Annotated in this window: 23 protein-coding genes; 7 read left to right on the forward strand and 16 right to left on the reverse strand. The window is 70.1% G+C overall.

From position 1 onward, the window contains the following. Positions 1-165 precede the first annotated feature (165 nt). From H293_RS0108530 to H293_RS0108565, 8 genes are all read right to left on the reverse strand, one after another. Entirely contained in the window at positions 166-624 is a 459-nt protein-coding gene (locus H293_RS0108530) for a (2Fe-2S)-binding protein (protein WP_020117458.1), read from the reverse strand. Positions 625-648: 24 nt separating this feature from the next. Beyond that, on the reverse strand, positions 649-2,856 hold the full coding sequence (locus H293_RS0108535; RefSeq protein WP_020117459.1) for a xanthine dehydrogenase family protein molybdopterin-binding subunit: 2,208 nt from the start codon (positions 2,854-2,856) through the stop codon (positions 649-651). A gap of 118 nt (positions 2,857-2,974) precedes the next feature. Then, positions 2,975-3,814, reverse strand: a complete 840-nt coding sequence (locus H293_RS0108540; protein ID WP_020117460.1) for a shikimate dehydrogenase — start codon at positions 3,812-3,814, stop codon at positions 2,975-2,977. Continuing rightward, positions 3,795-5,534: an endolytic transglycosylase MltG gene (gene mltG, locus H293_RS0108545; RefSeq protein ID WP_020117461.1), complete on the reverse strand. Its 1,740-nt coding sequence runs from the start codon at positions 5,532-5,534 to the stop codon at positions 3,795-3,797. Before mltG ends, H293_RS0108540 begins: the two co-directional genes overlap by 20 nt. 123 nt (positions 5,535-5,657) lie before the next feature. Next, entirely contained in the window at positions 5,658-6,122 is a 465-nt protein-coding gene (ruvX, locus tag H293_RS0108550) for a Holliday junction resolvase RuvX (RefSeq protein ID WP_007380695.1), read from the reverse strand. Next, positions 6,122-8,794, reverse strand: coding sequence for an alanine--tRNA ligase (gene alaS / locus H293_RS0108555; RefSeq protein WP_020117462.1), 2,673 nt, complete (start codon positions 8,792-8,794; stop codon positions 6,122-6,124). The genes ruvX and alaS overlap by 1 nt, the downstream gene beginning before the upstream one ends. Continuing rightward, positions 8,794-9,135, reverse strand: coding sequence for a hypothetical protein (locus H293_RS0108560; RefSeq protein WP_020117463.1), 342 nt, complete (start codon positions 9,133-9,135; stop codon positions 8,794-8,796). Before H293_RS0108560 ends, alaS begins: the two co-directional genes overlap by 1 nt. A gap of 10 nt (positions 9,136-9,145) precedes the next feature. After that, on the reverse strand, positions 9,146-9,580 hold the full coding sequence (locus H293_RS0108565) for a DUF948 domain-containing protein (protein WP_199790141.1): 435 nt from the start codon (positions 9,578-9,580) through the stop codon (positions 9,146-9,148). A gap of 153 nt (positions 9,581-9,733) precedes the next feature. On the opposite strand from H293_RS0108565, the gene H293_RS0108570 reads away from it, so the two are divergent. After that, positions 9,734-11,896, forward strand: coding sequence for an ATP-binding protein (locus H293_RS0108570; protein ID WP_020117465.1), 2,163 nt, complete (start codon positions 9,734-9,736; stop codon positions 11,894-11,896). A gap of 30 nt (positions 11,897-11,926) precedes the next feature. Here the strand turns inward: H293_RS0108570 and rpsD are convergent, their stop codons facing one another. From rpsD to H293_RS0108585, 3 genes are all read right to left on the reverse strand, one after another. After that, on the reverse strand, positions 11,927-12,541 hold the full coding sequence (gene rpsD, locus H293_RS0108575; RefSeq protein WP_007380699.1) for a 30S ribosomal protein S4: 615 nt from the start codon (positions 12,539-12,541) through the stop codon (positions 11,927-11,929). Positions 12,542-12,823: 282 nt separating this feature from the next. Continuing rightward, a complete protein-coding gene (locus H293_RS0108580; protein WP_028807671.1) occupies positions 12,824-14,179 on the reverse strand; it encodes a replication-associated recombination protein A in 1,356 nt (451 codons plus the stop codon). Between the two features lie 41 nt (positions 14,180-14,220). Next, positions 14,221-14,883: a vitamin K epoxide reductase family protein gene (locus H293_RS0108585; protein WP_020117467.1), complete on the reverse strand. Its 663-nt coding sequence runs from the start codon at positions 14,881-14,883 to the stop codon at positions 14,221-14,223. 145 nt (positions 14,884-15,028) lie between these two features. Between H293_RS0108585 and H293_RS0108590 the strand changes: the two genes are divergently transcribed. The 4 genes from H293_RS0108590 to H293_RS0108605 are packed head-to-tail and all read left to right on the forward strand — an operon-like array spanning position 15,029 to position 18,553. Beyond that, positions 15,029-15,895: an ABC transporter ATP-binding protein gene (locus H293_RS0108590; protein WP_020117468.1), complete on the forward strand. Its 867-nt coding sequence runs from the start codon at positions 15,029-15,031 to the stop codon at positions 15,893-15,895. Then, positions 15,892-16,737 (forward strand): ABC transporter permease, encoded by an 846-nt coding sequence (locus H293_RS0108595; RefSeq protein ID WP_020117469.1) that lies wholly within the window; start codon positions 15,892-15,894, stop codon positions 16,735-16,737. The genes H293_RS0108590 and H293_RS0108595 overlap by 4 nt, the downstream gene beginning before the upstream one ends. After that, positions 16,734-17,933, forward strand: coding sequence for a sensor histidine kinase (locus tag H293_RS0108600; protein WP_033415330.1), 1,200 nt, complete (start codon positions 16,734-16,736; stop codon positions 17,931-17,933). Before H293_RS0108595 ends, H293_RS0108600 begins: the two co-directional genes overlap by 4 nt. Then, entirely contained in the window at positions 17,930-18,553 is a 624-nt protein-coding gene (locus H293_RS0108605; protein ID WP_020117471.1) for a response regulator, read from the forward strand. Before H293_RS0108600 ends, H293_RS0108605 begins: the two co-directional genes overlap by 4 nt. 29 nt (positions 18,554-18,582) lie before the next feature. Here H293_RS0108605 and hisS read toward each other — a convergent pair whose 3' ends face one another. Both hisS and H293_RS0108615 read right to left on the reverse strand, forming a co-directional pair. Continuing rightward, positions 18,583-19,845: a histidine--tRNA ligase gene (gene hisS, locus H293_RS0108610; RefSeq protein WP_028807673.1), complete on the reverse strand. Its 1,263-nt coding sequence runs from the start codon at positions 19,843-19,845 to the stop codon at positions 18,583-18,585. 11 nt (positions 19,846-19,856) lie between these two features. Continuing rightward, the gene (locus tag H293_RS0108615) at positions 19,857-20,570 is read right to left on the reverse strand and encodes an MBL fold metallo-hydrolase (RefSeq protein WP_020117473.1); all 714 of its coding nucleotides are present in this window, start codon (positions 20,568-20,570) and stop codon (positions 19,857-19,859) included. Positions 20,571-20,750: 180 nt separating this feature from the next. On the opposite strand from H293_RS0108615, the gene H293_RS0108620 reads away from it, so the two are divergent. Continuing rightward, a complete protein-coding gene (locus tag H293_RS0108620) occupies positions 20,751-21,569 on the forward strand; it encodes a peptidylprolyl isomerase (protein WP_020117474.1) in 819 nt (272 codons plus the stop codon). A gap of 135 nt (positions 21,570-21,704) precedes the next feature. After that, complete coding sequence (locus H293_RS0108625; RefSeq protein WP_020117475.1) at positions 21,705-22,934, forward strand: DUF349 domain-containing protein; 1,230 nt, start codon at positions 21,705-21,707, stop codon at positions 22,932-22,934. Positions 22,935-22,994: 60 nt separating this feature from the next. Here the strand turns inward: H293_RS0108625 and H293_RS53690 are convergent, their stop codons facing one another. From H293_RS53690 to H293_RS53695, 3 genes are all read right to left on the reverse strand, one after another. Beyond that, a complete protein-coding gene (locus H293_RS53690; protein WP_051138071.1) occupies positions 22,995-24,161 on the reverse strand; it encodes a caspase family protein in 1,167 nt (388 codons plus the stop codon). Next, positions 24,142-24,516 (reverse strand): effector-associated constant component EACC1, encoded by a 375-nt coding sequence (locus H293_RS0108635; protein ID WP_020117476.1) that lies wholly within the window; start codon positions 24,514-24,516, stop codon positions 24,142-24,144. Before H293_RS0108635 ends, H293_RS53690 begins: the two co-directional genes overlap by 20 nt. 72 nt (positions 24,517-24,588) lie before the next feature. Next, complete coding sequence (locus H293_RS53695; protein WP_051138072.1) at positions 24,589-25,869, reverse strand: serine/threonine-protein kinase; 1,281 nt, start codon at positions 25,867-25,869, stop codon at positions 24,589-24,591. Positions 25,870-25,959 lie beyond the last annotated feature (90 nt).

The following is a 25,959-nucleotide window of genomic DNA, read 5'->3' on the forward strand; positions in this document are numbered from 1 at the left end:
CTCAGTGCTCGCGCCCTGGTACTGCCCTGCGTACGCGCGTCCTCGCGTACGGCAACGGCGCGACCAGGTGCGCGGCCCCGGCCGGCCACCTCCGATCCTCCCACGTCCGGCCGCGACCACCGGTCACAGGTCCAGCAGACGGACGTGGGGCCGCGCACCGGCCCCTCAGGCCATCCGCTCCGCCGCGCTCTTGATCGCCTCCCGGATGCGGAAGTAGGTCCCGCAGCGGCAGACGTTGGCGATCGCGTCGATGTCGGCGTCCGTGGGGTTCCTCGTGCGCTTGAGGAGGGCCACGGCCGCCATGATCTGGCCCGGCTGGCAGTAGCCGCACTGGGCCACGTCCTGTTCCAGCCAGGCTTCCTGGACGGGGTGCAGCCGGTCACCGTCGGCGAGACCCTCGATGGTGGTGACCTCACGGCCGGAGGCCTCGGAGACGGGGAGCACGCAGGGGTTGAAGGCCTCGCCGTCGAGGTGGCTGGTGCAGGCCTTGCAGACGTTGATCCCGCAGCCGTACTTGGGGCCGCGGATGTCGAGCAGGTCGCGCAGCGCCCAGAGCAGGGGCAGGTCGTCGGGGGCGTCGACGGTGACGGACTTCCCGTTGACGGTGAAGGTGTGGGAGGGCATCAAGGCTCCTGGAACCGGGCGGGGTCAGCGCGGGAACGGGGTGAAGTCGACGTCGAAGTTGACGGGGAAGCTGCGCGGCTTGGTGCCGGTGGCCCGGGCGTAGGCGTTGGCCACGGCACCGACCGCCGCGGGGACGCCGAGTTCGCCCGCTCCGCCCGGTTCGCCGGCGCCCTCGATGACGTGGATCCTCACGTCCTTGGGGGCGTCCTTCTGGCGCGCGTAGTGGAACTGCGAGTAGCTGCCCTCCAGCGGCAGGCCCTTGTCGATGTGCAGGCCCGCCCTGAGCGTGGTGGAGATCGCGTCCGTGAGCCCGCCGAGGAGCTGTGCCTCCAGGCCGCGCGGGTTGATCACGCGGCCCACGTCGGCCACGATCACCGCCCTGGCCACCCGGGGTTTTTTCGGGTCGGTGGCGTCGATCTCGACCAGACAGGCGGTGCAGGACTTGTACTCCTCGTGGAAGCCGATGCCCTGGGCCCAGCCGTCGGGCAGCTCGCGGCCCCAGTCGCCCTCCGTCGCGGCCCGGTCGAGGACGGCCCGCTGCCGGTCGGTCTTGAGGAAGGACCGCCGGAAGTCCACGGGGTCCTTCCCGAGCCTCGCGGCCAGCTCGTCGACGACGATCTCCTCGGCGCCGCGGGTGTTGGCCGAGTACACCGACCGCCACGACCCGGTGTGCATCCTGAGCGGCACCTCGGTGAGGGTCTGGGTGGTCACGCCGAAGTCGTACGGCGACTTCACCGTGGTCAGGAACAGAGTCTGGGCGAAGGTGGCGTTGCCGAGGCCGGTGGGCAGACTCGCCGCGGCGGCGGTGACCGCGTCGCCGAGTCCGTGCCGGAAGTCGGTCTCCACGGCCGCCACCCGGTGCTGGAAGGTGAGCACCTGGCCGGCCGCGTAGGTGGCACGGACGCGGTGGTGGGTGGCGGGCCGCATCCGTCCGTGCCGCATGTCGTCGATCCGGGACCACATCAGCCGTACGGGCCGCCCGCTCTTCTTGGACACCACGGCGGCCTCCAGGGCCGCGTCGTAGAACAGCCGCCGCCCGAACGAGCCGCCCGACTGCATCACATGCACCGTGACCTTGGAGACGGGCAGTCCGACGGCCTGCGCGATCGCGGCCTGGGCGACGATCGGCGACTTGAGGCCGGACCAGATCTCGGCGCGGTCCGGCCGTACGTCCGCGACGGCCGAGTTGGTCTCCAGCGGGGCGTGGCTGGCGAACGCGAAGTCGAACTCGGTGTCCACCTTCCGCACCAGCGCTCCGAGCAGGTCGAGCGAGGGGGTGGCCGCCTTGAGCCGGGCGCGGATGTCGCTGTCCGACAGCGTGTCGACCGTCCCGCCGCCCCAGGTGACCTCCAGGGCGTTCTTGCCGTCCAGGGCCTGCCCGAACGTTTCCGCGACCACCGCGACGCCCGAGTCGATGACGACCACGTCGACGACCCCGGGCATGGCCCGTACGGCGGCCTCGTTGCCGACCGATGTGACCGTGCCGTTGATGGTCGGCGGGCGGCGCACCATGCAGGGCTTGGCGCCGGGCACGTCGAGGTCGAGGGTGTACGGGTGCGAGCCGGTGACGAGGGCGCGGGCGTCGATGCGGGAGGTGGGAGTGCCGACGAGGGTGTGCTCGGACTCCTTCTTCGGCGTGACCGTGAGCGAGCCCAGATCCAAGGTCGCGGCCGCCGTCGTCAGGGAGCCGTAGGAGGCCGTGCGGCCGTCCGGCGCGACCACCACTCCGGCGCGGACCGTCAGTTCGCTCGCCTTCAGGCCCCACTGCCGGGCCGCCGCCGCGACCATCCTGGCCCGCGCGGCCGCCGCCGTCCGGCGCACCGGGTCGTACAGCGAACGCACCGCGTTGGAACTGCCGGTGAGCTGGTTGAACAGCAGCTCGGGCCGGGCGTCCTCCAGGTGCACGCGGACCCGGTCGAGCGGGGTGTCGAGTTCCTCCGCGACCAGCATGGCCACGGCGGTGGTGAGTCCCTGGCCGACCTCCTCGCGGGGCAGCCGGAAGTCGACGCCGCCGTCCTCGTCGACGCTCAGTACGAGCATGTCGGCGGTGGGCTTCCCGGCGAGGATCAGCAGATCGCCCAGGTCGACCAGATCGGCCGGTGCGGGCGGGGTGGGGATCGCGGCGTCGGCGCTGCCGGGGGCGTAGGCCTCGACACCGAACCTGGTCGCTACGGCGAGAGCGGGCGCGGCCACCAGATAGGTGAGAAACCTGCGCCGGGCGTGACGGGTCATGGCGGGCTCCGTTCGGCGGCCCGCCGACTCTGCCGGGCCGTCCGCAGAGCATGACCTGGGGTTACTTCTCAGTACAGCGCTTTCACAGGATCGCCATGTCCCCCTGCGTCACACCACGTCAGCGGGCCGCCAGGGCGTGCTCGCCCGCCTTGCGCATGGCGTCCACGGGCGCGGGCGTGCGGCCCGTCATCTGCTCGACCTGCAGCACCGCCTGGTGCACGAGCAGGTCGAGGCCGCTGACCACGGCTCCGCCGATCATCGACCAGCGGGCCGCCAGCTCGGTCGGCCAGGGGTCGTAGAGCACGTCGAACAGGGCCGCGGGGCGCTCCGGTACGGCGTGGGCGAGGGCGTCCGTCGCCCCGGCGGGGGTGGTGGCGATCACCAGCGGGGCGCGCAGGGCCTCGGCCGCGTCCGCCCAGTCCGCGGTGCGGATCTCGACGTCGAGGCGCTCGCCCCATTGCCGCATCTCGGCGGCCCGGGCCTCGCTGCGCACGTAGGCGACGACCTCACCGGTGCAGATCCTGGCCAGCGCGGCCAGCGCGGAGGAGGCGGTGGCGCCGGCGCCGAGGATCGCCGCCGAGTCGACCTGCTCGATGCCCCGCTCCCTGAGGGCGGCGGCCATCCCCGGGATGTCGGTGTTGTCGCCGAGGCGACGGCCGTCCTCGGTGAACACCACCGTGTTGACGGCCTCCACCGAGGCGGCGGTGTCGCTGATGCCGTCCAGCAGCGGGATGACGGCCCGCTTCAGCGGCATGGTCAGCGACAGCCCGGCCCACTCCGGCCCGAGCTGCTCCACGAACGCGGGCAGTGCGGCCTCGTCGAGCTCGAACCGGTCGTACGACCAGCCCGTGAGCCCCAGCTCCTCGTAGGCGGCCCGGTGCAGGACCGGCGAAAGGGAGTGCGCGATGGGCTTGCCGAGTACGGCGGCCCGGCGGGCGTCAGCTGCCCGTGCTTGCATTGAACTTTTCCTTGAGGCGCAGGAATTCGGCGTGGGTCTTGGCGAATTCGGTCTTCTTCACACCGTCGGTCGCGACGAAGTAGTACCAGCCGTCGTCGGTCGGATTGAGTGTCGCCTTAATCGCGGTGTCGCCCGGGTTGTCGATCGGTCCGGGCGGCAGGCCCTTGTTCGTGTACGTGTTGTACGGGTCCTTGTTGCTGTTGATCTCCTTCTCGGAGATCTCGATGTTGCTCTCGTTCTTCACGTAGTTGAAGGTCGAGTCGAACTGCAGGAACCCGTAGGTCTCGGGGTTCGCGAGGTTCAGCCTGTTGTAGACGACCTCCGCCATCTTGCGGTAGTCGTCCTCCGTCTTGCCCTCGGCCTGGACGAGGCTGGCGACCGTGATGACCTGGAGCGGACTGTCCAGCTTGAGCGCCTTGGCCTTGGCCTCCAGGTCGTACGCGGCGTACTTGTCGACGGCCTCGGTGACCATGTCCTTCAGCACCGATTCGGGCTTCATGCCCTTCGCCGCGGGATAGGTGCCCGGGTACAGGAATCCCTCCAGAGGGTCCTTGATATCCCGGTTGTCGTTCGCCCAACTCGGCAGTCCGAGGCTCTTGTATTTCTGTTCGGCGATTTTCTCGGTGGCACCGGAAGCAAGATCGAGTTTCTCGTCGATCTTCTTGTAGACGGTAGCGTTCCGCATCCCCGGAGCAACCAGCACGTTGTTCTGGCTCTTCGGATCGAGCATCATCGCCACAGCGCTCTCGGCGGACATCTCCTTCTTCAGGAGATAGGCGCCGGCCTGGATTGAATTCCCCTTGTCGTTCTGCTCCTGGGCGGACACGAAGGCGTCGACGCTCTTGACGACACCCGCGTCCTTGAGCAGCCGACCGATCGCGTACCCACCCGCGCCCTTGGGGATCTGGACGGTGACCATCTGGCTCGTCCCGCCCCCGGCGTAGTCCGGAGCCGCGCCGAAACGACTTTTGTAGTACTGGTACCCGAAGTACCCGACGCCCGCGGTGCCGCCGCCGAAGACCAGCAGCACCACCAGACAGGCGCAGCCGCTTTTGCGCTTCTTGGATCCTTTGCCGCCGCGCCCCCGCCGGTCGCCGCGGCCGCCCTGTGGGTCGTCGAAGTCGCCGGGGTCGTCCTGGTCGTCGTCACCGCCCGCGAAGAAGGCGTGCTCGCCCTGGTCGGGGCCCGGGTCCCAGTCGGTCTGCGGCTCCGGCTCGGCACGCCGGCGGCTCGGCGGCTCGGGCGGCGGGTAGGCGTCCGGGCTGCCGTAGTAGTCCTGCTGCTCGGCGCCGTACGCGGCGGCCTGCTGACCGTAGGGATCCGACGGGTCGGCGGGGTACGGGATCTGCGCCTGGGTGCCGGTCGCCCAGCCGTTGTTGTCGTACGACTGCTGCTGCTGGTCCTGATAGGCCTGCTGGTCGTACTGCTGTTGACCGTACTGCTGCTGGTCGTACTGGTGATTGTACTGCTGGTGCTGGTCGTACTGGCCGTTGTGCTGCGGGTACTGCTGCTGCGCCTGACCATAGGCAGCTTGCCGGCCTTCGTCCCAGCCATTGTTGTCGTACTGCTGCTGCGGCTGCTGCGGGTAGTGCTGCGGCTGGCCGCCGTAGGGGGACTGCTGACCCGCGTGGGCCTGCTGTCCTTCCCATCCACCGTCCCCGTACAACGGGTCCTCGGGATTCCACGGTTCGGAGCCTTCGCCCCGGCCATACTCAGTCATCGATCCCCTAGAGCCGCGAGGCGGCGGTCTCCTGCTTCCACGATCCGGGCTACCGTTCCGCCTCTTTCTGTGCGGTGACTGTTCGAATGTCGCCGCATCGCGCGGAACGTTACCGTATCGCGATCAGATGACCACTTCGACGCCCTCGCCGGGTGCTTTACCTGACACCCGTTCGGATTCCAGGGCCTGCTGAAGAATGATCACGGCTGCTGCCTGGTCGATGACCGATCTGCCCTTTTTGGATTTCACTCCGGATGCGCGCAGTCCCTGACTGGCCGTCACGGTGGTCATGCGCTCGTCGACGAGCCTGACCGGAACGGGCGCGATCCCCCGGGCGAGCTCCTGGACGAAGCCGCGGACCTTCACGGCGGCCGGGCCCTCGCCCCCCTTGAGGGAGCGAGGGAGACCGACGACGACCTCGATCGGTTCGTACTCCTCGACCAGCTGCTTCAGCCGGCGGTGGGCCGCCGGGACGTCGCGGCCCGGGACCGTCTCCACCGGGGTGGCGAGGATCCCGTCGGGGTCGCACGAGGCGACCCCGATGCGGGCGTCCCCGACGTCGATCGCGAGCCTGCGGCCTCGGCGCATTACTTGGCCGTCTCCCCGACCGTGCGCTCCACGGCGTCCACGGCCTCGCCGATCGCGGCCGGGTTCTGGCCGCCGCCCTGGGCGACGTCCGGCTTGCCGCCACCGCCGCCGCCGAGCGTCTTGGCGGCCGTGCGGACCAGGTCACCGGCCTTGAGACCGCGCTCACGGGCGGGCTCGTTGGTGGCGATGACCGTCAGCGGCTTGCCGTTGTTGACCGTGAAGAGGGCCACCACGGCGGCCCGGCCGCCCTGGATGCGGCCGCGCACGTCGAGGACCAGCTTGCGCAGGTCGTCGGGGGTGGTGCCGTCCGGGACCTGACCGGTGACGACGGCGATCCCGCGGACGTCCTTGGCGGACTCGGCGAGACCGGCGGCGGCCTGGAGGACCTTCTCCGCGCGGAACCTCTCGATCTCCTTCTCGGCGTCCTTCAGCTTGCCGAGCATGGCGGAGACCTTCTCCGGAAGCTCCTCAGGTCGGCCCTTGATCAGCTCCTGGAGCTGGGCGACGACGGTGTGCTCGCGGGCGAGGAAGTTGTACGCGTCGACACCGACGAGCGCCTCGATACGGCGGACACCGGAGCCGATGGACGACTCGCCGAGCAGCTTGACCAGGCCGAGCTGCGAGGTGTTGTGCACGTGGGTGCCACCGCACAGCTCCTTGGAGAAGTCGCCGATGGTCACCACCCGGACCCGCTCGCCGTACTTCTCGCCGAACTCGGCGATGGCGCCCTGCTTCTTGGCCTCGTCCAGGCTCAGGATCTCGGCGTGCACGTCGAGATCGCGGGCGAGCACCTCGTTGATCTTCTGCTCGACGTCGGTCATCACGGCCGTGGGAACGGCGGACGGGGAACCGAAGTCGAAGCGGAAGCGGCCGGGCTGGTTCTCGGAACCGGCCTGGGCGGCCGTCGGGCCGAGCGCGTCCCGCAGCGCCTGGTGGGTGAGGTGGGTGGCCGAGTGGGCGCGGGCGATGGCCGTGCGGCGGCGGCCGTCGATCGAGGCGTGGGCCTTGGCTCCGACGGTGACCTCACCGAACTGGACGACGCCCTTGTGCACGTACACGCCCGGGACCGGCTTCTGGGTGTCACGGATCTCGATGACGGCACCGGAGTCGACCTTGATCCGGCCGGTGTCGCCGATCTGGCCGCCGCCCTCGGCGTAGAAGGGGGTGCGGTCCAGGACGATCTCGACCTCGTCGCCCTCAGTGGCGGCCGGCGAGGAGGTGCCGTCGACGAGGATGCCGACGATCGTGGACTCGCTCTCGGTGTCCGAGTAGCCGAGGAACTCGGTCTCCCCGGCCTGGTCGGCGATCGCACGGTAGGCGCCCGCGCCGGCGTGGCCGGTCTTCTTGCCCTGGGCGTCGGCCTTGGCGCGCTCCCGCTGCTCCTTCATCAGGCGGCGGAAGCCGTCCTCGTCCACGGACAGGCCCTGCTCGGCGGCCATCTCCAGGGTGAGGTCGATCGGGAAGCCCCAGGTGTCGTGGAGCAGGAACGCCTTGTCGCCGGCGAGGACCTTGCCGCCGGCGGCCTTGGTCTCGGTGACGGCGGTGTCGAGGATGTTGGTGCCGGCCTTCAGCGTCTTGAGGAAGGCGTTCTCCTCGGCGACGGCGACCTTCTCGATGCGCTCGCGGTCGGTGACCAGCTCCGGGTACTGCTGACCCATCATGGCGATCACGGTGTCGACCAGGTCCAGCACGACCGGGCCGGTGGCACCGAGCAGGCGCATGTTGCGGATGGCCCGGCGCATGATGCGTCGCAGGACGTAGCCGCGGCCTTCGTTGCCGGGCGTGACACCGTCGCCGATGAGCATCACCGAGGTGCGCATGTGGTCGGTGACCACGCGCAGCGAGACGTCCGAGTCGTGGGCGTCGCCGTAGGCCACGCCGGTCAGCTCGGTGGCCTTCTTGATGACGGCCATGGAGGTGTCGATCTCGTACATGTTCTGCACGCCCTGCAGGATCATCGCCAGGCGCTCGAGTCCGAGGCCGGTGTCGATGTTCTTGCTGGGGAGCTCGCCGAGGATCTCGAAGTTGTCCTTGCCGATGCCCTCGCCGCGCTCGTACTGCATGAAGACGAGGTTCCAGATCTCCACGTACCGCTCGTCGTTGACGGCGGGGCCGCCCTCGACGCCGAACTCGGGGCCGCGATCGTAGTTGATCTCGGAACACGGGCCACAGGGGCCGGGGACGCCCATGGACCAGTAGTTGTCCTTCATGCCGAGGCGCTGGATGCGCTCCTTGGGCACACCGACGACCTCGTGCCAGATGCGCTCGGCCTCGTCGTCGTCCTTGTAGACGGTGATCCAGAGCTTCTCCGGCTCCAGACCGTAACCACCCTTGTCCTGGGCGCTGGTGAGCAGCTCCCAGGCGTACTTGATGGCGCCTTCCTTGAAGTAGTCGCCGAAGGAGAAGTTGCCGCACATCTGGAAGAACGTGCCGTGCCGGGTGGTCTTGCCGACCTCTTCGATGTCGGGGGTGCGCACGCACTTCTGCACGCTGGTGGCGCGCGGCCAGGGCGGCTTGACCTCACCCAGGAAGTAGGGCTTGAAGGGCACCATGCCGGCCGGGACGAGGAGCAGAGTCGGGTCGTCCGCGATGAGCGACGCCGAAGGGACGACGGTGTGCCCGCGCTCCTCGAAGAAGCTCAGCCAGCGGCGGCGAATCTCGGCCGACTCCATCAGTGGTCCTCATTCCGGTTGTACGGGTGCGTCTTGTACGACTTCGTGGTGTACGTCGTGTTCTCGATGGCGGCGATGCGCCGTGGTGCGGGCAGTTCGGGACTCTCGCGGATACCGAGGGCGTCCGTCAGCTCGGCCTCCCGCTGGGCCATGTTGTCGCGGACTTCGAGCGCGAAACCGACCGCGCGGTCCTTGATCCGGGCGCCCGTCTCGATCGCCTTGTTGGCCGCCGTCGCGGCGAGGTTCTCGGGGGTCAGCTGCTTCAGCTTGCGGTTCACCTTGGTGGTGGCCCAGACACCTGCGGCCACACCCGTGGAGAACCAGAAAGTACGGCGGAACATCTCTTGAGCCTCAGTCCTTCTTGCCTCGGCCCCGGGAGACCGTCCGGCCCACGATCACGGTACGCCGGGAGGGTTTGGCGGGCACGTCGTCCTTGCGGCCGCTGATCGCACGGCGCACGCCGTAGCCGAAGGCCGCGACCTTGACCAGGGGGCCGCCGAAGGTGGAGGCGACGGTGGTGGACAGCGCGGAGGCGTTCGACGTGACCTCCTGGACGTCCGAGGCGATCGCGTCGACCCGCTCGATCTGGGTCTGCGCGGAGCGCACCGCGGTGGAGGCCTCGGCCAGCAGCGGGACGGCCTGGTCGGTCACGTCCGCCACGAGCTTGGTGGTCGCCTTGAGCGTCTGGGCCAGCCTCGCCAGCGCGACGGCGAGGAAGGAGACCAGGATCGCCCAGAAGACGGCCACCAGGATGCCGGCAACCTCTCCACCGGACACTGTGTGCACCCGCTCCCTGAATACGTGCTGTCTATGGAAAAAGTCTCCGCCGAGCCTATCGCGCCGGGGACGGCGGTCCGCACCGGATTACCCCTCGCCCACACCCGAGTTACCCCATGACGATTGTACGGAGTGCATACGCTTCAGTACGCTCCGTGTTCCATGCGCAGTCATCAGCCCGAGGACACCGAGGTGAACGGCAATCTGCCCCTGGAGCTCGACGGCTTCGTGGGCCGGCGCGCGGAACTCCCGGAGCTGGCACGGGCCCTGGACGCCTCGCGCCTGGTGACGGTGACGGGCCCCGGCGGTATCGGCAAGTCACGGCTCGCGGCACGGGTGGCGGGCGACCGGCGCACCCCGCCCGACGGGGTGTGGCGCGTCGAGCTGGCCTCCGTACGCGACCCGGAGTTCGTCGACTACGCCGTCGTGGAGACCCTGGGTCTGACGGACCACACCGCGCGGCCGCCGCGCGAGACGCTGCTGGCCCATCTGGCCGGGCGTCGGCTCCTGCTGGTCCTCGACGGTTTCGAGCATCTGGTGGACGCGTGCGCGACCCTGGTCGCCGACCTGCTGGGTCAGGTGCCGGGGCTGGCGGTCCTCGCCGTGGGGCGCCGGCCGCTGCGCGTCGCCGGCGAGCAGGTCTTCGCGCTGGGCCCGCTGGGCGAGGACGAGGCCGTGGAACTGTTCGCGGAGCGGGCCGGGCGGCAGGGGGTGACGGTCGGCGCCGATCCGCACGTACGGGAGCTGTGCCGGCGCCTGGACGGCATTCCGCTGGCGATCGAGCTGGCCGCGGGCCGGCTCGGAGCCTTGTGCCCCGGGCAGTTGCTGGAGCGGCTCGACGACCGGTTCCGGCTGCTGACGGGCGGCTGCCGGGACACGCTGCCCCGCCATCGGACGCTGCGCACGGCGATCGGCTGGAGCCACGAACTGTGCACGCCCGAGGAGCGGTTGCTGTGGTCGCGGCTCTCGGTGTTCGCCGGCCAGTTCGACCTGGAGGCCGCCGAGTACGTGTGCAGCGGCGGCGGCCTGCACTGCGACGACGTCCTCGACGTCCTGTCCGCACTGCTCGCCCAGTCGGTGGTGGCCCGCGAGGAGACCGCGACCGGCGTGCGCTACCGGATGCTCGACACGGTCCGGGCGTACGGCACCGAGTGGCTGGAGGCCACGGGCGACGCGATCCGGCTGCGCAGGCGGCACCGCGACTGGTACGTGGGCCTGGCGACCTGGTGCGAGCTGGACTGGTTCTCCCCGCGGCAGAACGAGGTGGCCGCGCGGATCGAGGCCGAGCTGCCGAACCTGCGCTGCGCTCTGGAGTACTGCCTGACCGAGCCGGACGGCGCGGAGCTGGCCCGGCATCTCGCGGGCTCCCTCTGGTTCTGCTGGGTGGGCTGCGGCCGGCTCTCGGAGGGCCGGCACTGGCTTGAGCGCAGCATCGAGCTGGAGCCGGGCCATGAGCACACCCGTCTGAAGGCCCTGTGGGTCCTCGGCTATGTGGCGATCCTCCAGGGCGACACCGTGCCGGCGCTGGCGGCGCTGGAGGAGTGCCGGACGGAGGCGGAGCGGTCCGCGAATCCGACGGCCGTGGCGTACGCCGAGCACCGCACGGGCTGTCTGGCGCTCGTCTCGGACGACATGCCCCGCGCGGAGAGGCTGCTGCGCTCGTCGCTGGAGCGCTACCAGGAGATCGGCGAGCTCAACAGCAACGTGCTGATGGCCCAGGTCGAGCTGGCGATGGCCCGGGCCTTCCTGGGCGATCTGCCGGACGCGGTGCGGCTGTGCGAGGACGTGCGCCGGGTGTGCGAGGACCACGGCGAGCGCTGGGCGCGGTCGTACGCGCTGTACGTCCTGGCGTACGCGGCCTGGAGCGAGGGGGACCAGGCACGCGCGCGTGAGCTGCTCACCGACTGCCTGGCCTGCGCGCACGCCTTTCACGACCTGCTGGGCTCGGTGCTGTCGATCGAACTCCTGGCCCTGGTCACGGTGACCCTGGGCGACGCGGCCGAGGCCGCCGTGCTCCAGGGTGCGGCGGCCTCGCTGTGGCCGTCGGTGGGCCTGCCGCTGTTCGGCTCGGCCTACTACGACGCCCCGCACGAGCTCTGCGAGACGTTGGTTCGGGAGCGGCTGGGCGACGCGCGGTACGAGGAGTGCGCACGGCAGGGCAGGGCGCTCGGGCGGGAGGCCGCGGTGTCCCGGGCGCTGACCCGTGCCCACCCCGGCGCCGGGCTGCCGGCGCCGCGGAGCTGCGAGCGGCACACCGAGGCGACCCACGGCATGCAGCAGCCCGCCGCCTCGCCCACCCGGAAGGGCGGGGAGACGGCGGGCTGAGGTGGTGCGTGTCCTACGGCCTGCGGATGATCAGCGGGCGTAGTACTCGACGACGAGCTGCTCGTCGCAGATCACCGGGATCTCCTTGCGGTTCGGCTCACGGTCCAGGCGGAACGCCAGGGCCTTGAGGTTCACCTGGAGGTAGCGCGGGGTCTCGCCCTCGGGGGCGAAGCCGCCCTCACGGGCGATCGAGAAGAGGGTCTTCTCGCGGCTGCGCTCGCGGACCATCACGACGTCGTCGGGACGGACGCGGAAGGACGGCTTGTCGACCTTCTGACCGTTGACCTCGATGTGGCCGTGGACGACCATCTGGCGGGCCTGGTAGATCGTGCGGGCGATGCCCGAACGCAGGACCAGCGCGTCGAGACGGCGCTCGAGCTCGATGACCAGGGCCTCACCGGTCTTGCCCTGGGTCTTGGCGGCACGCTCGTAGGCGCGGACGAGCTGACGCTCGGACACGTCGTACTGCGCGCGCAGACGCTGCTTCTCGAGCAGACGGACCTTGTAGTCCGAGTTCTGCTTGCGGCCACGGCCGTGCTCACCCGGGGGGTAGGGACGGGCCTCGAAGTACTTGACGGCCTTCGGGGTCAGCGCGATGCCGAGGGCACGCGACTTCTTGACCTTGGGGCGGGGCTGGTTCGCCACAATCTCTCATCTCTTGTGTTCGGCTTGTCAGAGTTATGGGAGGTCGCATCCGCAGCCGGGGAAACCCGCCGGGTCCTCGAAGGACCCGCTGGGCAGCCGCTCCCCTGGTCTGGGCACATACGTGCAGCACGCGAGTGGCCCACCTACCGCTGGCGGTGGTGGGCTGCCCGCGACACCATTCGAACGGTGCGCGACGCTCCTGGAACCCCCGCTGGGGGTTCCGGCTGACCGTCCCGTTCTGACTGCACGGGACACAGCACTTCGAGGGATTCTACAGGGTGCTCAGGACCGCTTGCGACCGAGGTGCTTGCGGGTCCACTCCACCGCGTCCGCGTACCGGGCCTCGGCGCCGTGCCGGGTCGGTTCGTAGTACTCGCGGTCCTTGATGGCGTCCGGGGCGTACTGCTGCTCGGCGATCCCCTCGGACAGGTCGTGCGGGTAGACGTACCCCTGCGCGTGCCCGAGCTTGGCGGCGCCCTTGTAGTGCCCGTCGCGCAGATGCGGCGGGACCGGCCCGGCCAGCCCCTTGCGTACGTCCTCCATGGCGGCGCCGATCGCCATGGTCGCGGCGTTGGACTTCGGGGCCAGGGCGAGCGCGATGGTGGCGTGGCTCAGCGTCAGCGCGGCCTCGGGGAAGCCGATCATGGCGACGGCCTGGGCCGCGGCCACGGCTGTGGGCAGGGCGTTCGGGTCGGCGAGGCCGATGTCCTCGCTGGCGGAGATCATCAGGCGGCGGGCGATGAAGCGGGGGTCCTCGCCGGCCTCGATCATGCGGGCCAGGTAGTGCAGGGCCGCGTCGACGTCGGAGCCCCTGATGGACTTGATGAGGGCGCTGGCCACGTCGTAGTGCTGGTCGCCGTCGCGGTCGTACTTCACGGCCGCGCGGTCGACCGTCTCCTCCAGGGTGGTGAGGGAGATCTCCGGCTCGCCCTTGTCGAGGGCGGCCCCGGCGGCTGCCTCCAGGGCGGTCAGGGCGCGGCGGGCGTCGCCGCCGGCGATCCGCACGAGGTGGTCCTCGGTGTCCTCGGCAAGGGCGACGGCGTCCTTCAGACCGCGCTCGTCGCTCAGCGCCCGCTTCAGCAGTCCTCTGACCTCGTCGTCGGTGAGGGGTTCGAGGGTCAGCAGGAGGGACCGGGACAGCAGCGGGGAGATGATCGAGAAGTACGGGTTCTCGGTGGTGGCCGCGATCAGGGTCACCCAGCGGTTCTCGACCGCGGGGAGCAGGGAGTCCTGCTGGGCCTTGCTGAAGCGGTGGATCTCGTCGAGGAAGAGGACGGTCTCCTTGCCGAAGCCGCCGGTGGCGCGGCGGGCGCCCTCGATGACCGCGCGGACCTCCTTGACGCCGGCGGTGATCGCGGAGAGCTCCACAAAGCGCTTGTTCGTCGCCTTGGAGACGACGTACGCCAGGGTCGTCTTGCCGGTGCCGGGCGGGCCCCAGAGGATCACCGAGGACGGCCCGGCGGGACCGCCGCTGCCCTCGCCGACCAGCCGGCGCAGCGGCGAGCCCGGCTTGAGCAGGTGCTGCTGGCCCACGACCTCGTCGAGGGTGCGCGGGCGCATCCGGACCGCCAGGGGGCTGCCGGCCGGGTCCTTCTCCTGGCGCTCTTCCGCCGCGGCGGTGAACAGATCGGGCTCCACGTTCAAAACCCTATGTCACGCCACTGACAACGCCCGAAGGCTCAGGCCCAGAGCTTGTCGCCCCAGCGGGTCAGGATCATCATCGCGATGATGCCGCAGTGCGTGACCGGCAGGACCCAGGTGAACTCGGCGAGGAACCGCTTGAGCCAGCCCGGGGACGGCAGCAGGTCGTTGCGGATGTTGAACGAGGTCAGGTACCAGAACATCGTGATCGTCGCGACCCAGGCCAGCGAGCACCACAGGCACAGGGCGTTGATGCGGTACAGCGACTGGAACTGGAGCCAGGTGACGAAGGCCACCCCGAACAGGGTGCCGAAGTTGAAGGTGAGCCAGTACCAGCGCGGGAAGGTGGCGCGGGCCAGCAGGCTCATGCCGACGCAGATCACGATGCCGTAGGCGACCAGGCCGAGCATCGGGTTGGGGAACCCGAAGGCGGCGGCCTGCTTGCTCTCCATCACGCTGCCGCAGGAGACGATCGGGTTGAGGGAGCAGCTCGGCGTGAACGTCTTGCCGCTGACCTTGCCCTCGAGGATCTTGAACTTGTCGATCGTGATGACCCACGCGGCGAGCAGTCCGGCGGCGCCGGTGATCACCAGCAGCAGGGCGAAGGCACGGCTGCCGCCCACCGTCCGGGGCGCGGCGTCGGCGTTCGCCGACGAGGGCTCGGGCTGCGTGGAGACGTCTTTCACTGTGGTCTTGCTCATCACGCCGATCCGTCTGCTTGAGAGTTGGACCTTCTTCGGGCAGGGGCCATTGTGCCGCACACGGCGGCTTGTCCACCGTTCGGTGGACATAAGGAAGTACGCACGGTCGTCCCCGAGCGTTCGGTTCCGGCCGAGGCTCTTGGGCATGACCACACACGCGAACGAACTCGCGGTGGACGTTCGAGGGCTGCGCAAGCAGTACGGCGACGTGACCGCGGTCGACGGGATCGATCTCGGCATCCGCAGGGGCGAGGTGTTCGGCCTGCTCGGACCCAATGGCGCGGGCAAGAGCACCACGGTGGAGATCCTCCAGGGCAACCGGGACCGGGACGCGGGCGAGGTGTCCGTGCTCGGCGCCGACCCGGCGCACGGCACGCGCGCGTGGCGATCCCGGGTGGGAATCGTCTGGCAGGACGAATCCGCGCCCGCCGAGTTGACGGTCGTGGAGACCGTCCGGCATTTCGCCCACTACTACCCGAGGCCGCGGGACCCCGAGGAGGTCATCGGGCTGGTGGGCCTGGAGGGCAAGGCGGGCAGCCGGATCAAGGCCCTGTCGGGCGGTCAGCGCCGGCGCCTCGACGTGGCGCTCGGCGTGATCGGCGACCCCGAGCTGCTGCTCCTGGACGAGCCGACGACCGGTTTCGACCCGGCGGCCCGGCGCCAGTTCTGGGACCTGATCCGCAAGCTGTCCGTCGAGGGCACGACGATCCTGCTCACCACGCACTACCTGGAGGAGGCCGAGGCGCTCGCCGACCGGCTGGCCGTGGTCTCCCGGGGCCGAGTCGTCGCCGAGGGCGAGCCGGCCGCCCTGCGGGAGCGGTACGGCTCCGGTGCCACCGTCGAGTGGACCGAGCCGGACGGCGCCCCGCGCGCGGTGCCCACGGACACCCCGACCAGGACGGTCGCCGAGCTGATGCGCCGCTTCGACGGCGAGATCCCGGGGCTCCAGGTCAGCCGCCCCACCCTGGAGGACGTCTACCTCCGGCTCACCGGACAGGAGGACGCGCGATGACCACGACCGCCGTACGGTCCCGGACCGATGCTCGTGACGGGAGGCTGCCCGGCGTCTGGGGGCTCGGGCTGCGGCGCAGCGCCCTGGAGATCAAACAGTTCTTCCGCCAGCGCGACCAGGTGGTGTTCACCTTCGCCTTCCCGGTGGTCTTCCTGTTCCTGTTCGCGTCGATCTTCAGCGACGACGTGGAGGGGGCCGGCATCAAGGCCTCGCAGCTGTACGTACCCGCGATGATGGCCGCCGGCATCATGTCGACGAGCTTCCAGTCGCTCGGCGTCTCGATCGCCGTGGAGCGGGACGAGAAGGTGCTGCGCCGGCTGCGCGGGACCCCGATGCCGCCGGCGGCGTACTTCCTCGGCAAGATCTGGCTGGTTCTCGTCACCGGCATCCTGGAGACGGCGATCCTGCTCCTCGTCGGCACCACGCTCTACGACGTCGCTCTGCCCTCGGACGCGGGCAGGTGGTTCGCCTTCGCCTGGATCTTCGTGCTCGGTCTCACGGCGTGCGCGCTGCTCGGCATCGCGGTCAGTTCGGTGCCCAAGTCCAGCAAGAGCGCGAGTTCCGTGGTCGTCCTGCCCTTCCTGGTCCTCCAGTTCATCTCCGGGGTGTACATCGCGATCGACACGATCCCCGACTGGATGCTGAACATCGGCGCGCTGTTCCCGCTGAAGTGGATGTGCCAGGGGCTGCGCGGGGTGTTCCTGCCGGACTCCGCGCAGGTTCTGGAGCAGGCCGGCGACTGGGAGTTCGGGCGCACCGCCCTGGTGCTGGGGGCGTGGTGCGTCGGAGGATTGCTGCTGTGTCTGCTGACCTTCCGGTGGAAGAACCGGCGCGCGGGATGAACGGTCGGGCGGACGCCGGGGGCGCGTACTCCTGGGACCGCTCCTTCCGGCTCTGGGACACCTACTTCGCGTTGATCTGGCTGGCCACCCTGGTGTTCGTGCTGGGTACCGGGTATCCCGGGTGGCCGGTCCGTGTCACCGCGGCGGCGCTGCTGGTGCCGCTGGTCCCGCTCTTCGTACGGGTCGGGCGCCCCCTGCTCCGCCAGGATCCGCCCGACGCGCGCAAGGCCCTCGCCTACCTCGGCGCGATGATGGCGCTGTTCCTGCCGTCGGCGATCCTGGTGGGCGAGACCCGGCTGATGACCTTCGCCCTGGTGCCGCAGTGCTTCATGACACTGCGGATGCGGTGGGCGCTGACCGCCGTGGCCGTGATCAACCTCGCGCCCGTTCTGGGCTGGGCCCTGTTGTGGTGGCCGAGCGACCAGGACGTCTTCTTCAACGGCCTGTTCGCCGTCGTCACCCTGGTCTTCTCGGTGGCCGTCGGCAGCTATGTCATCCGGATCATCGAGCAGAGCCAGGAACGGGCGGCCCTGATCGCCGAGTTGGACACCAGCCGACACGAGGTCTCGCGGCTGTCGGCGGCGCACGGGGCGCTGACCGAGCGGGAGCGGATGGCCCGGGAGATCCACGACACCCTCGCGCAGGGCTTCACCAGCCTGCTGATGCTGATCCAGGCCGTGGAGGCCGAGCTCGACCACGACGTGCCGCAGGCCCGCCGGCATCTGGCCCTGATGGACGAGACGGCCCGGCTGAACCTCGCCGAGGCGCGGGCCCTGGTCGCCCACGGGACCCCCGCCGACCTGGAGGGTTCCTCGCTGCCGGACGCCCTGTGCAGGCTGGCGGCCCGGCACGCGGCGAGGCTCGACGTGACCGGACAGATCCGTCCGCTGCCCGCGGGACCCGAGGTCGTCGCCCTGCGCTCGTGCCAGGAGGCCCTCACGAACTGCCGTAAGCACGCGGGAAGTTCGGCAGCGGTGGGCATCGCACTCGCCTACGCCGACGACAGCCTCACCCTCTTCGTACGGGACGACGGTCACGGCTTCGACCCGGGGGCCGTCCGTGACGGCTACGGTCTGGCGGGGCTCCGCTCCCGCGCCGCCGAGGTCGGCGGGACGGTCCGGGTGCACAGCGCGCCCGGCGACGGCACCACGGTCACCGTCCGTCTGCCCGTACCGCCCCCGAGGAGCTGTTCATGATCCGGATCATCCTGGCCGACGACCACCCCGTCGTACGGGAGGGCCTGCGGGCCATGCTGACGGCGGAGCCGGACCTGGAGGTGGTCGCCGACGCGTCCAGTGGGCCGCAGGCGGAGGCGCTGGCCGCCGAACTCCGGCCCGACATCGTGCTGATGGACCTGCGGATGCCGGGCGGCTCGGGCGTGGAGTCGATCGCGCGGATGACGCAGGCGGGTCTGCCCTGCCGGGTGATCGTCCTGACGACGTACGAGACGGACCGGGACATCCTGCGGGCCGTGGAGGCGGGAGCGGCCGGCTATCTCCTCAAGGACCTGCCCCGCGCCGAACTGGCGGAGTCGGTACGGGCCGCCGCGCGCGGCGAGACGGTCCTGGCGCCCACCGTCGCCGCCCGTCTGGTCGACCAGCTGCGCACCAGACCGGAACGGCCCCGGCTCTCGGAGCGCGAGACGGCGGTGCTGCGCCTGGTGGCGGAGGGCTGCACGAACGCGGAGATCGGCCGCAGGCTGTACATCGGCGAGTCGACGGTGAAGACCCATCTCCTGCGCGCCTTCGCCAAGTTGGGGGTCGACGACCGGACGGCGGCGGTGACGAGCGCCATGCGGTTCGGGCTGCTGGAGTGAGGGGGCTCGTCCCCCTCACTCCGTCGCGCTCAGCCCAGGCGTGACTCCAGCTCCGCCACGATCTCGTTGACCCCGATCGCCGACTGCTCCCCGGACTCCATGTCCTTGAGCTGTACGACGCCCTCGGCGAGGTCGCGTTCGCCGGCCACGATGGTGTAGCGGGCACCGCTGCGGTTGGCGTTCTTCATGGCGCCCTTGAGGCCCTTGCCGCCGTAGGAGAAGTCCGCAGCGATGCCCACCTTGCGCAGTTCGGTGACCTTGGCGAACAGGACCCGACGGGCCTCCTCCCCCAGCGGGACCGCGAACACGGCCGTGGTGGAGGGGAGTTCGAGTTCGACGCCCTCCGCCTCCAAGGCGAGGACCGTGCGGTCGACGCCGAGAGCCCAGCCGACGGACGGCAGGGCGGGGCCGCCGATCATCTCCGACAGCCCGTCGTACCGGCCGCCGCCGCCCACCGCGGACTGGGAGCCCAGACCGTCGTGGACGAACTCGAAGGTGGTACGGGTGTAGTAGTCGAGGCCGCGCACCAGCTTCGGGTCGTCCTCGAAGGCCACGCCCGCCGCGGTGATCAGCTCACGGACCTCCTCGTGGTACGCCTTGCAGGCGTCGCACAGGTAGTCCCGCAGCAACGGGGCGTCCCCGAGCTGCTTCTGGACCGACTCGCGCTTGTCGTCGAGGACCCGCAGCGGGTTGATCTCCGCCCGGCGCAGGGTGTCCTCGTCGAGGTCCAGTCCGCGCAGGAAGTCCTGGAGCGCGGCCCGGTACACCGGCCGGCACTCCTTGTCGCCCAGGCTGTTGAGCAGGATGCGGAAGTTCCTGAGACCCAGCGAGCGGTACGCCTGGTCGGCCAGGATGATCAGCTCGGCGTCCAGCGCCGGGTCCTCCGCACCGATCGCCTCGGCGCCGACCTGCGAGAAGTGCCGGTAACGGCCCTTCTGCGGACGCTCGTAGCGGTAGTACGAGCCGGAGTACCAGAGCTTGACCGGCAGGTTGCCCAGCTTGTGCAGGTTCGCCTCAAGCGCCGCGCGCAGCACGGAGGCCGTGCCCTCGGGACGCAGGGCCAGCTTGGTGCCGCCCTTGGTCTCGAAGGCGTACATCTCCTTGGTCACGATGTCGGTGGACTCACCGACCCCGCGTGCGAACAGCTCGACGCTCTCGAAGCCGGGCGTCTCGATGTAGCCGTATCCGGAGGTGCGCAGCGGAGCCGCGATCGCCTCACGGACGGCCAGGAACTTGGCGCTGTCCGGCGGGATCAGGTCGTACGTGCCCTTGGGGGCCTGAAAGGTGCTCACGAAGTCTCTCGTCACATTCCTCGTCGGGGAGGGGTCGGCGAACCCTCTCCCTGGCCGGCGGCCACGTCCCGCAGATACGGGTTGGTGGCGCGCTCCTGGCCGATGGTCGTCTGGGGGCCGTGGCCGGACAGCACCACGGTCGAGTCGTCGAGCGGCAGGCACACGCGGGCCAGCGAGTCGACCATCTCGGCCATGTCACCACCGGGCAGGTCGGTGCGTCCGATGGAGCCGGCGAACAGCAGATCCCCGGAGAAGAACACGGAAGGGATCTCCGCGGTCTCGGGCATCCGGAAGGTCACCGACCCCTTGGTATGGCCCGGCGCGTGCGCGACGGAGAGCTCCAGGCCCGCGAGCTCCAGCTTGGCGCCGTCGGTCAGCTCCTTGACGTCGTCCGGCTCACCCACGGTGATCTCGCCCATGAGCGGCATCCCGATGGAACGCCCGAGACCCATCGACGGGTCCTTCATCATGTAGCGGTCCTCGGGGTGGATCCACGCCGGTACTCCGTGCGCTCCGCACACCGGGACGACCGAGGCCACGTGATCGATGTGGCCGTGCGTGAGGACGACCGCGACGGGCTTGAGCCGATGCTTTCTCAGTGCTTCCTCGACGCCTTCGGCGGCCTGGTGGCCGGGGTCGATGATCACGCACTCCTCGCCGGCGGCGGGGGCGACGAGATAACAGTTCGTCCCCCAGGCCCCGGCGGGGAACCCGGCAATGAGCACGATCGTCCTCGTTTTGTGTCGGTACGGGCGGTCTTCCGGGCGGCTGCCCCAGTGGTCAGAGCCTACCGGCGCTGCCGATTCCTCAGCGAACCCATATACGGTACGGGGCACACGCAGGCGGTCGGTTCATAGGACGCATGCGTACCGGTCGGCGTACGAGACGCATGAGGAGAGAACCCCGTGGTCACCCAGGAACAGCGGAAGCGGCAGCTCGCGCGGGAGAAGTTCTTGCGGCAGCAGCAGCGGCGCACGGAGGCGCGACGCAAGGCCCGTGTACGCAACTCTGTGATCGCGTCGGTGCTCGGCGTGATCCTGGTGGGCAGCCTCGCGCTCTACACCTCCGGGGTCATGAAGGACGACGACAAGGCCAACGCGAGCTCCGAGACGAGCCCCAGCGCGGCGGCGACCAGCAAGGCGCCGGACCCGTGCGACAAGCCGGCCGCCGGCAAGGTCGAGACGCAGAGCTGGAAGAAGGAGCCGGCGATGTCCATCGACAAGTCGGCCAAGTACACGCTTGACCTCGCGACGACGTGCGGGAAGATCGACATCGCGCTGAAGACGTCGGCGGCCCCGCACACCGTGAACTCGTTCGACTTCCTCGCGAACAAGGGCTTCTTCGACCACACGAAGTGCCACCGGCTCACCACCAACGGCATCTACGTCCTGCAGTGCGGCGACCCGACGGGCTCCGGCAGCGGCGGGCCGGGCTACACCATCCCGGACGAGAATCTGAAGGACAAGAGCCTCAAGTCCAACGTCTACCCGGCGGGCACCGTCGCGATGGCGAACACCGGGCAGGCGCACACTGGAGGCAGCCAGTTCTTCCTCGTCTACCAGGACAGCCAGCTGCCCCCGAGCTACACCCCGTTCGGGACCATCTCGGAATCCGGTATGAAGGTGCTGAAGAAGATCGCCGCGGCCGGTGAGAGCACCGGCGCGGGCGACGGCGCGCCGAACGCGACCGTCGTGATCAACAAGGCGACGGTCACCAAATCCTGACCGTCAAGTGCGGAATTTCGGTCGCGCGGGATGCGGACAGGCAACCCGCTGGTCGCCTATGTTGGCCGTGACGAAACTGTGGACGATGCCCGGGGGCGGGGAAGCCTCCCGCAGGCATCATGTGGAGGAGGCGCTGTGAGCAGCGACCCGTGGGGCCGCGTCGACGAGACGGGGACCGTGTACGTGCGTACGGCCGACGGCGAGCAGGTCGTCGGTTCCTGGCAGGCCGGCTCCCCCGAGGAAGCCCTGGCCTACTTCGAGCGCAAGTACGAGGGCCTGGTTGTCGAGATCGGCCTCCTCGAGAAGCGAGTGAAGACCACCGACCTGTCGGCGAAGGACGCTCAGGCGGCCATCGACCACATCCGCGAGCAGGTCGACGCGCATCACGCGGTCGGCGACCTGGAAGCGCTCAAGGTGCGGTTGGACAAGCTCGTGGAGACCGTCGACAAGCGCCGCGAGGAGCGCAAGCAGCAGCGCGCGAAGCAGTCCGACGAGGCCCGGCACGCCAAGGAGGCGCTGGTCGTCGAGGCGGAGGAGCTGGCCCGGTCGGACCAGTGGCGGGCCGCCGGTGAGCGGCTGCGCGCGCTGGTGGACACCTGGAAGGGGCTGCCGCGCCTGGACCGCAAGTCCGACGACGAGCTGTGGCACCGCTTCTCGCACGCCCGCTCGGCCTTCTCCAAGCGCCGCAAGGCCCACTTCGCGTCGCTGGACGCGCAGCGCGAGGAGGCCCGCAGGACCAAGGAGCGGCTGGTCGGCGAGGCCGAGGCGCTGTCCGGGTCGACGGACTGGGGTCCGACGGCCGCGCGCTACCGCGAGCTGATGGCCGAGTGGAAGGCCGCGGGCCGCGCCCAGCGCGAGCACGAGGACGACCTGTGGAACCGCTTCCGCGGCGCCCAGGACGTCTTCTTCGCCGCCCGCAGTTCGGTCTTCGCCGAACGGGACGCCGAGCAGACCGAGAACCTCAAGCTGAAGGAGGAGCTGGCCGAGGAGGCCGAGAAGCTCCTGCCGATCGGCGACCTGAAGAGCGCCCGCGCCGCCTTCCGCACGCTCAACGAGCGCTGGGAGGCCATCGGCCACGTCCCGCGGGACGCCCGGCCGAAGGTCGAGGGACGGATGCACGCGGTCGAGCGCGCCCTCCAGGAGGCCGAGGAGACCGAGTGGCGCCGGACCAACCCGGAGGCACGCGCGCGTGCCGCGGGTCTGACCGGCCAGCTCCAGGCCGCCGTGGACAAGCTCCGGGGCCAGATCGACCAGGCCCGCGCCCAGGGCAACAACGCCAGGGCCGACAAGCTGGAGCGTGAGCTGGAGGGCCGCCAGGCACTCCTGGACCAGGCGCTCAAGGGTCTTGAGGAGTTCGGCGGCTGAGGCCGGATCCCGACTGTACGACGAGAGGGCCCCGCACATGACGTGCGGGGCCCTTCCGTGTCAGCGGAGCCTCTCCTCACCGGAGGCCCCGGGCGCGCGGCCCATTCTGTCCAGGTTGTCCAGAGCGTGCCGCAGTACCTCGCAGGCCTGGCGGTGATTGCCCGCGGACTGCAACAGTTCGGCCAGTCTGCGGCAGACGGTCACGGCCTCCGGGCCGAACCGTTTGCGGGTGAGATGGAAGGCGTTCTCCAGGATCTCGATGGCCTGCTGGTCCTGGCCGGTTTCGGTGAGAAGCTCGGCCAGCTCCAGGTGGACGGTGATGCTGTCGCCCTCGGCGTCCAGGGCGCCGGCCTGGATGATCATCCGCAGAATGGGAAGCGCGTCCCGTTGCCGTCCCATCGTCCGCAGGAGTCTGGCCAGTTGGAGGCCGGAGGAGACCATGGCGGCCTCCACTTCGGCGTCCATGACCGGTCCCGCCGTGGTCCCCCGAGCGGCCTTGGCCCGGTTGCGGACGAGGGGGAGCCGACCGACGTCGTTCTCCTGACTGCGCTGTGGCAGCGGGCGGTTCTTCGCGCTGAGCCTGCCCGAGACCTCTCGGTACAGGGTTTCCAGGTCCAGTGTGTCGGGCCCGTCGGGCACCCCTCTTCCCAGCACATGGAGCAGTTCGCCGGTGAACGCGGTATGGCGCTCGCCGTCCGGCGCCAGGGCCACGTGGTCCTTGGGCGAGGCCGTGAGGACGTAGGCACCGTCGATACCGGCCTGGGAGACGAGAGCGTCCTGCCCCGCGAGGGTGCGCGCGGCACGGCCGCTGAAACAGCAGTCGAGCACCACGACCTTGCGGCGGGCCCGGGACGCGAGGATCGCCTGCCGCAAATGGGTGTAGGCGACCGCGGTGTACCCCCGGGCGTCCCTCGAACCGGTGAGGGAGAGGTACAGGTCCGCCGTCTCGGAATCCCTGAGCCCATGGCCGCAGTAGTACACGAGCAGCGTGTCCTCGGCACGGCCGCCCGCCTCGTACACCGGGTCGAGGAGGGCGGCCGGGTTGTCGGGCTCGCTGACCGTCAGGGCGTGCGCCTGGGGCAGCCCCCAGACCATCGGGTCGCACAACATCGCCGCCAGGTCCAGGACGTTCGCCTCGACGGCCGGCAGCTGGGGCAGATGAACGTAGGTGGACGTGCCGATGAGCACGGCCGCCGAGGCGGAGGGATCAGGCAGGGCCGCCGTCATCGTCCCGTTCCCCGTTCAGCAACGCGGCGATGGCCCGCACGGTCCCTTCCTCGGCGCCGATCACCTCGACCTCGACCGTCCCGCTGCGCAGGATCACCCGCGGCGGGGTCCGGCGTGCAGTCCGCCACTGGTCGATGCACAGGGTCAGCTGTGCCGCGGACAGCCCACCGCTCACCACCAGCGTGATGAGGTCGAGCAGGGTACCCATGTGTTCGGGATCGGCGGGCCCGGAGCTGCGGAGTTCGCCGTGCAGTGCGCGACCGGTCTCCTCGTCCGCCTTGAGCCAGTGCAGCAGGGAACGCAGTTCCCTCTCCGCATCGGCCGTCCCGGCCACTCGCACATCGATCTGCGGCACTACCGTCCCTTCCGTCCGTGTACGGGTCGACCGTCGTTCGCGAGGCTGCCGTACTCGCTCGCCCGGCGCCGGTCATTCGAGCCTGGTGAGCGCCTGCTGGGTCAGGGCGCGCCGGGTCGAGGTGGCGACCGAGGAGAACTTCGCCAGTGATTCGGCGCCCGCCCCCAGGCGTGCGAGGCAGACACCCTGCCAGTATTCGCAGGTCAGAGTCGATGGGTGATCGGGTCCGAAAATCGAGCGCCAGAACTCGGCCAGACCCCTGAGCATGTCCACGGCCTCTTCCAGCGAGCCCCGCAGTACCAGGTGGACGGCCTCGCGCTGTTTCGCCTCCGCCGCTTCCGACGACATGGCCCGCAGAATGCTCCTGCGCGTGGCCTCGCTGAGCGTCACATACGCACCGGGGTCGTCCCGCCCCACGACCTGGCGGGTGTCGGGCCGGGCCAGGTCGGCCGACGAGTCCTCGTGCGGGCGGAACCACTCGACGGCTCGGTCACGCAGGTCGCCCGTCGCGATCTCGGCGACCAACTGGTCGGCGTTGGCGGGGCAGTTGAGCTTGGCCAGGACGTCCCCGGGGCCGGGCCGCATGGCCGGTTCCTTGGCCATGAGGTCCCCGACCAGATCCGCCAGGTCGTCGGGTATGCCGGGCTGTCCTCTCAGCGATGGGGGGTCCTCGTTGACGACGCGGTACAACAGGGCGTGCATCGAGCCCTCGCCCGAGGAGAAGGGCTGTCGGCCGGTGAGCATCTCGTAGATGCAGACGCCGAGGGAGTACATGTCGCTGTGCGGGCCCATCCGGTCGCCGGAGAGTGTTTCGGGCGGCAGATAGGCGGGGGTGCCGATCATCATTCCGGTCGCGGTGAGCGTGGTCTCGTTGGCGTCCAGGAGATGGGCGATGCCGAAGTCCTGGAGCACCACGCGACCGGTCCGGGTCAGATGGACGTTGCTGGGTTTGACGTCCCGGTGCAGCACTCCGGCGTCGTGCGCCGCGGCGAGTCCTGCGCACATGCCTGCGCCGACGGCCCGCACTGTGTCGGGCCGCAGGGCTCCGCGCTCGGCGAGCAGATCCCGAAGGTCCACGCCTTCGAGGAGTTCCATCACGAGGTAGGGCACCCTGCCCTGCGCCCCCATGTCGTGCACCGCCACGATGTTGGGGTGGGCGAGGCGGGCAAGCAGTTGGGCCTCGCGGGTAAATCGCTCCTGCAGGTCGGGCCCGGCGAAGTCCGAGCGGATGACCTTGACGGCCACCCGGCGCTTCAACGCCCGGTCCTCGGCTTCGTAGACCTGTCCCATGCCGCCGGAGCCCAGGGTGCGTAACACCTGGTACCGGTTGTCGATCACCTGCGTGTCCGCCACGTCCCCCGCCCCGAGCCCCGTCGTTCCTCGATGATTCTCCCGACTCGCCCGTCACGCAAGCGAATCAGGAGGGTTCGAGTTCTCGGATCG

The sequence above is a fragment of the Streptomyces canus 299MFChir4.1 genome (assembly GCF_000383615.1).
Lineage (GTDB): Bacteria > Actinomycetota > Actinomycetes > Streptomycetales > Streptomycetaceae > Streptomyces > Streptomyces canus_C.

Bases quoted from the DNA above. Each gene is read 5' to 3' on its own strand.
- H293_RS0108600 (WP_033415330.1), top strand. From the start codon at position 16,734: ATGAACGGTCGGGCGGACGCCGGGGGCGCGTACTCCTGGGACCGCTCC.
- H293_RS0108595 (WP_020117469.1), top strand. From the start codon at position 15,892: ATGACCACGACCGCCGTACGGTCCCGGACCGATGCTCGTGACGGGAGG.
- H293_RS0108530 (WP_020117458.1), bottom strand. From the start codon at position 624: ATGCCCTCCCACACCTTCACCGTCAACGGGAAGTCCGTCACCGTCGAC.
- H293_RS0108535 (WP_020117459.1), bottom strand. From the start codon at position 2,856: ATGACCCGTCACGCCCGGCGCAGGTTTCTCACCTATCTGGTGGCCGCG.
- H293_RS0108570 (WP_020117465.1), top strand. From the start codon at position 9,734: ATGCGCAGTCATCAGCCCGAGGACACCGAGGTGAACGGCAATCTGCCC.
- H293_RS53690 (WP_051138071.1), bottom strand. From the start codon at position 24,161: ATGACGGCGGCCCTGCCTGATCCCTCCGCCTCGGCGGCCGTGCTCATC.
- H293_RS0108540 (WP_020117460.1), bottom strand. From the start codon at position 3,814: ATGCAAGCACGGGCAGCTGACGCCCGCCGGGCCGCCGTACTCGGCAAG.
- H293_RS0108585 (WP_020117467.1), bottom strand. From the start codon at position 14,883: ATGAGCAAGACCACAGTGAAAGACGTCTCCACGCAGCCCGAGCCCTCG.
- ruvX (WP_007380695.1), bottom strand. From the start codon at position 6,122: ATGCGCCGAGGCCGCAGGCTCGCGATCGACGTCGGGGACGCCCGCATC.
- H293_RS0108605 (WP_020117471.1), top strand. From the start codon at position 17,930: ATGATCCGGATCATCCTGGCCGACGACCACCCCGTCGTACGGGAGGGC.
- H293_RS0108560 (WP_020117463.1), bottom strand. From the start codon at position 9,135: ATGTTCCGCCGTACTTTCTGGTTCTCCACGGGTGTGGCCGCAGGTGTC.
- alaS (WP_020117462.1), bottom strand. From the start codon at position 8,794: ATGGAGTCGGCCGAGATTCGCCGCCGCTGGCTGAGCTTCTTCGAGGAG.
- mltG (WP_020117461.1), bottom strand. From the start codon at position 5,534: ATGACTGAGTATGGCCGGGGCGAAGGCTCCGAACCGTGGAATCCCGAG.
- H293_RS0108590 (WP_020117468.1), top strand. From the start codon at position 15,029: ATGACCACACACGCGAACGAACTCGCGGTGGACGTTCGAGGGCTGCGC.